Source organism: Vibrio sp. M260118 (assembly GCF_036533755.1).
GTDB lineage: Bacteria > Pseudomonadota > Gammaproteobacteria > Enterobacterales > Vibrionaceae > Vibrio.
The window spans coordinates 1-4,944 of sequence record NZ_JATABG010000275.1; the positions used below are offsets into that span (position 1 = coordinate 1).

General features: G+C 44.1%; 5 protein-coding genes. All 5 read left to right on the forward strand.

What is annotated here, in order from left to right; genetic code table 11:
- Positions 1-10: 10 nt before the first annotated feature.
- Positions 11-748 carry a sulfate transporter CysZ gene (gene cysZ, locus QTO00_RS14760; RefSeq protein ID WP_331425476.1) on the forward strand — a complete coding sequence of 246 codons (738 nt, stop codon included), beginning with the start codon at positions 11-13 and terminating at the stop codon, positions 746-748.
- 387 nt (positions 749-1,135) lie between these two features.
- Complete coding sequence (cysK, locus tag QTO00_RS14765; protein WP_331425473.1) at positions 1,136-2,104, forward strand: cysteine synthase A; 969 nt, start codon at positions 1,136-1,138, stop codon at positions 2,102-2,104.
- A gap of 299 nt (positions 2,105-2,403) precedes the next feature.
- Positions 2,404-2,661, forward strand: a complete 258-nt coding sequence (locus tag QTO00_RS14770; RefSeq protein ID WP_038203297.1) for an HPr family phosphocarrier protein — start codon at positions 2,404-2,406, stop codon at positions 2,659-2,661.
- 136 nt (positions 2,662-2,797) lie between these two features.
- Entirely contained in the window at positions 2,798-4,522 is a 1,725-nt protein-coding gene (gene ptsI / locus QTO00_RS14775) for a phosphoenolpyruvate-protein phosphotransferase PtsI (RefSeq protein ID WP_331425474.1), read from the forward strand.
- 105 nt (positions 4,523-4,627) lie between these two features.
- A partial coding sequence (locus QTO00_RS14780; RefSeq protein ID WP_331425475.1) for a glucose PTS transporter subunit IIA occupies positions 4,628-4,944 on the forward strand: 317 nt, incomplete at its 3' end.

The window sequence follows — 4,944 nt, forward strand, 5'->3', positions numbered from 1 at the left end:
GAATCAAAATATGAATACACAGATTAAACAACGTACAGGCTTCGGATACTTCTTTCACGGATTGGAACTTGCGCGTACGCCTGGCATTCGCCAGTTTGTCATTTTGCCACTACTCGCCAACGTTATTCTTGTTGGTGGCGCTCTGTTCTACTTATTTTCCAACTTAGACCACTGGATTAGCCAATGGATGGGACAACTGCCAGAGTTCTTATCTTGGCTAAGCTATCTTTTGTGGCCAATTCTAGTGATTACGATTCTTGCGACGTTCTCTTATTTCTTTAGCACGCTCGCGAACTTCATCGCAGCCCCGTTCAACGGCTTACTTGCAGAGAAGGTTGAAAAGTATCTAACCAATCAAAAAGTTAACGATGATGGCGTGATGGCTGTAATTAAAGATACGCCAAGAATACTCGCACGTGAGTGGCGTAAACTTGTTTATGTACTGCCAAAAGCTATCGGTCTATTTTTATTGCTACTGATACCAGCACTAGGCCAAACGGTTGGGTCATTATTATGGTTTATCTTTACCGCTTGGATTTTAGCCATCCAGTACTGTGACTACCCATTCGATAACCACAAAGTGCCGTTCAACGACATGCGTAACAATTTGAAACAAAAACAGGGCAAAGCCTATAGTTTCGGCGCATTAGTGTCTGTCTTTACAACGATTCCAATCTTGAACTTGTTTGTTATGCCTATTGCCGTGTGCGGCGCAACCTCTATGTGGGTAGCGGAGTTTAAGGAATAAGCGAGAAGCGAGAAGCGAGAAGCGAGAAGCGAGAAGCGAGAAGCGAGAAGCGAGAAAAGTTGGGAGGGTTGGCTCTTTGTGTCAACCTTCTTTTGTGGATACGGGATTTGGGAACGGGCTACGCCCTACGGATAGCTAAGTAACTCTGATTTCTAGTTCAGTGTTCCATAGGGCGAAGCCCGTTCTTGATTCTCGAGCGAAGCGTTCCCGCATCCCGAAGGACGAAGTCCGTTCCTATTTCCACCCTTTCATATCATATAACTATTTAATCCTTTTCTCGTTTTTTAACCTGGCCTAATCTGTATTCTACAAACCAATCCACTACGAATATGTCTATTTGGAGTAGAGACTCGAAATAGACTTGAAACAGAGATGAAGGATCACACCATGAGCAAAATCTACGAAGACAACTCTCAGACTATTGGTAACACACCCCTTGTACGCCTAAATAAAGTAAGTAACGGTAAAGTGCTAGCGAAAGTAGAAGCACGTAACCCAAGCTTCAGTGTTAAATGTCGTATCGGTGCCAACATGATTTGGGAAGCAGAAAAAGCTGGCACGCTAAAGCCAGGCGTAGAGCTTGTTGAACCAACTAGTGGTAACACTGGTGTGGCGCTAGCTTTCGTTGCAGCAGCACGCGGTTACAAACTAACGCTAACTATGCCTGAATCAATGAGTCTAGAGCGTCGTAAACTTCTTAAAGCACTTGGCGCAAATCTAGAGCTAACTGAAGCAGCGAAAGGCATGAAAGGTGCAATTGCAAAAGCGGAAGAAATTGTTGCAGGCAACCCTGATAAGTACCTGCTGCTACAACAGTTCAACAACCCAGCTAACCCACAGATCCATGAAAAAACAACAGGTCCAGAGATCTGGGATGCAACTGATGGCGAAGTTGACGTATTCGTTGCGGGTGTTGGTACTGGCGGTACGATTACAGGTACAAGTCGCTACATTAAAGGCGAGAAAGGTAAAAACATTGTTTCTGTCGCGGTCGAGCCAGCAGAATCACCAGTAATCGCTCAAGCACTTGCTGGTGACGAAATTCAACCAGCGCCACACAAAATCCAAGGTATTGGTGCAGGTTTCATCCCTGGTAACCTAGATTTAGAGCTTATTGACCGAGTAGAGTCAGTGACTTCTGACGAAGCTATTGCTATGGCTCGTCGCCTAATGGAAGAGGAAGGTATTCTCGCAGGTATTTCATCTGGCGCGGCAGTTGTAGCAGCAAACAGACTAGCAGAACTACCTGAATTCGCAGGGAAAACAATTGTTACCGTTTTACCAAGCTCAGGTGAGCGTTACCTAAGCACAGCTCTGTTTGCAGGTATCTTTACTGAAAAAGAGAACCAGCAGTAATACGTAGCGAAATCAATTTTTCGTCTAAAAAAGCCCCATTCAGGGGCTTTTTTGTTGATCCCTGCCTCACCTTTGGTAATATCAGGGCTGTTTTATTTCTAGCATCAAAATAAAAAGCTAGATGAGAATTTTAGGCAATGGTGAATAGCAGCATAGACTGGTGGCCCGTTGTTAAATTCACAGCCAGTATCAGTTCTGACACGAAATGGACACTCTGCACCTAGCAGAATGAACCAATTGCGGTTAAGCTAAAACTGGTTAAGAAACTATCATAAAATAAATCAATTGGGGTATATAACATGTACGAGAAGCAAGTAGAAATCACTGCAGAAAACGGCCTTCACACTCGTCCAGCTGCACAGTTCGTTAAAGAAGCTAAATCATTCGACGCGGACATCACTGTGACTTCTAACGGTAAAAGCGCTAGTGCGAAGAGCCTATTCAAACTACAAACTCTTGGCCTAGTTAAAGGTACAGTAGTTTCTATCTCAGCTGAGGGCCCACAAGCTCAACAAGCTGTTGACCACCTAGTGGCTCTAATGGACAAGCTACACTAATCAGGTCTCCTATTTTAAAGCCATTTTGTGCAAGCAAAATGGCTTTGTTGGAAATAGGACCAAATATAAGCTACAACTATTCGTTAGCGCACTCATTATTCTCCCGTTTTAAAGTTGACCAATTTAAGGTAAGGCTATGATTTCAGGCATCCTAGCATCTCCTGGTATTGCTATCGGTAAAGCACTACTACTTCAAGAAGATGAAATCGTTCTAAACACTAACCCTATCACTGAAGACCAAGTTGAAGCAGAAGTTGCTCGTTTCTTTGAAGCACGCAACAAGTCAGCCGCTCAGCTAGAAGTTGTTAAGCAAAAAGCGCTTGAGACTTTCGGTGAAGAGAAAGAAGCGATCTTTGAAGGTCACATCATGCTTCTTGAAGATGAAGAGCTAGAGGAAGAAATCCTAGCACTAATCAAGAAAGAAAAGATGCACGCTGATAACGCAATCCACACAGTTATCGAAGAGCAAGCATCTGCTCTAGAATCTCTAGACGACGAATACCTAAAAGAGCGTGCAACAGATATCCGTGATATCGGTACACGCTTTGTTAAAAATGCACTAGGCATCAACATTGTTTCTCTAAGCGACATTGATGAAGAAGTTATCCTAGTTGCTTACGACCTAACCCCTTCAGAAACTGCACAAATCAACCTAGACTATGTGCTTGGTTTTGCATGTGATATCGGCGGTCGTACTTCTCACACTTCTATCATGGCTCGTTCTCTTGAGCTTCCTGCAATCGTTGGTACGAACGACATCACTAAGAAAGTTAAGAATGGCGACATGCTGATTCTTGATGCGATGAACAACAAACTCGTTATCAACCCATCAGACGCAGAGCTTAAAGAAGCACAAGCTGTAAAAGCGGCTTTCATTGCTGAAAAAGAAGAGCTAGCTAAGCTAAAAGATCTTCATGCTGAAACGACTGACGGTCACCGCGTAGAAGTTTGCGGCAACATCGGTACAGTAAAAGACTGTGACGGCATCCTGCGTAACGGCGGTGAAGGCGTTGGTCTGTACCGTACTGAGTTCCTATTTATGGACCGTGATGCGCTACCTACTGAAGAAGAGCAGTACCAAGCGTACAAAGAAGTTGCAGAAGCAATGAACGGCGAATCTGTAATTATTCGTACCATGGACATCGGTGGTGACAAAGATCTTCCTTACATGGATCTACCACAAGAGATGAACCCATTCCTAGGCTGGCGTGCAGTACGTATCAGCTTAGACCGTCGTGAAATTCTTCGTGACCAGCTTCGCGGCATCCTACGTGCATCTGCACACGGTAAGCTTCGCATCATGTTCCCAATGATCATTTCTGTTGAAGAGATCCGTGAACTGAAGAAAGCTATCGAAGAGTACAAAGCGGAACTTCGTGCTGAAGGTCTAGCATTTGACGAAGAGATCGAAATCGGTGTTATGGTTGAAACTCCGGCAGCAGCAGCAATCGCTCACCATCTTGCAAAAGAAGTCGCGTTCTTCTCTATCGGTACTAACGACCTAACTCAGTACACACTAGCTGTAGACCGTGGTAACGAGATGATCTCTCATCTATACAACCCACTATCACCAGCGGTACTAACTGTAATCAAGCAAGTTATTGATGCTTCACACGCTGAAGGCAAATGGACTGGTATGTGTGGTGAACTAGCGGGCGATGAGCGCGCGACACTACTTCTACTAGGCATGGGTCTAGATGAGTTCTCAATGAGTGGTATCTCTATTCCTAAAGTTAAGAAAGTTATCCGTAACTCTAACTTTGCGGAAGTAAAAGCGATGGCAGAAGAAGCGCTTTCTCTACCAACTGCAGCAGAAATTGAAGCAGTTGTAGAAAAATTTATCGCAGAGAAAACTCAATAATCGGCTAATTCCAATGAGATAGGCGCTAAAAGTAGTCGTCTATCTTCTGAGATTGGTATACTATAATTCGACAGAATTAAACGAAAACGTTAGGAGCATGACACAATGGGTCTGTTTGATAAACTTAAGAAGCTTGTATCTGATGATAGCGCTGACGCTGGTGCAATCGAAATCATCGCACCTCTTTCAGGTGAAATTGTAAACATCGAAGACGTGCCAGATGTCGTGTTCGCTGAGAAAATCGTTGGTGACGGTATCGCTATCAAGCCAGCTGGCGACAAAATGGTAGCTCCTGTAAACGGTACTATCGGTAAGATCTTCGAAACAAACCACGCATTCTCTATCGAGTCTGACGACGGTGTTGAGCTTTTTGTTCACTTCGGTATCGATACTGTAGAACTTAAAGGCGAAGGCTTCACTCG